Below are 1,011 nucleotides of genomic sequence, written 5' to 3'. Positions count from 1 at the left end.
TAAATTTTCACAGTAACTTGCTTGTGAGGCTGGCCTGCCTACTGCACCATGAAATACGCGCGTAAATTGCGTAGTCAGTTTTAACCAGTTCTCTGGGGAGATATTAAGCCTTTCTAACAAAGGTAGGTTCATGTTATCAATATACCCGCGTTTATCCTCTCGTATTATTCGCCCTGTTAGCTCAACAAGTTCAAGGTACGATTTAAGCTCAAACGGCAGCCCTTTAGGCATAATCTGACGTGGCATACCTGCAAAACGTAGTAACTGTTTAGGCTGTTTACCTTCTGTCGCGCATGTTAAGCGCTTTTGTACACTGGTATGGTCTGACCCTTCTGGTGTGTTAGCCATTTTAGCCCTAATGGGATTTAAATCGACATAGGCCATACACGCTGTAAGTGCTGCTTCATCTAGTAATGCTTGCGATTTGAATCTACCCTCCCAAAATCGTCCTGTGCAGTTATCTTCTTTATTTGCTCTGCGCGCAATGTCTTCATTTAACAACCGCATAAACCAGCTAATACTTGCTAGGCGTTCGCGGTATTGTTTAACCGTTTGGTTGAAAAAGATGAGTTCAACTTTACTTAGCTTTTCACCTTGTACATATTTTTGCGTTAACACTGTGCCTTTACAGAGTTTATGCCAGCGAATAACAATCGCTTTATCATTCAGCCTGTTTGCTTTCTTATCATCTACATATAGTACCAAATGGGTGTGATTACTCATTACGGCATAAGCACATACATCAATACAAAATACCTTTGCTAATTCAAGCAGCTTATCTTCAACCCACCCTCGTCGATGCTCGTAAGATTGACCAGTAAAACGGTCTTCTCCACATAAAAATGCACGACGAACACAGCGTGAAATACAGTGATAGTATTTTGTATCAACCAAACTTACTTGACGCTTTCTTGAAATTGCCATAAGACACCCTGCTCGTTTTTTGCACTAACTAAAACGTAGTCCTAAATTTTGAAAAGAGCAAAATTTAGGATGGGTGTCACTGTTAAT

1 protein-coding gene is annotated in these 1,011 nt (G+C 40.6%); it reads right to left on the bottom strand.

Annotated features, from left to right (window positions below; all coding sequences use genetic code 11):
* Positions 1 to 924 (bottom strand): transposase (locus tag I6F40_RS19595; RefSeq protein WP_197193338.1); only part of this gene is annotated, 924 nt, incomplete at its 3' end.
* Positions 925 to 1,011 lie beyond the last annotated feature (87 nt).

The sequence above is a fragment of the Pseudoalteromonas sp. SWXJ133 genome (assembly GCF_015864365.1).
GTDB lineage: Bacteria > Pseudomonadota > Gammaproteobacteria > Enterobacterales > Alteromonadaceae > Pseudoalteromonas > Pseudoalteromonas arctica.
The sequence above is the reverse complement of the archived record's forward strand: the minus strand, read 5'-3'. Positions and strand labels throughout refer to the sequence as shown.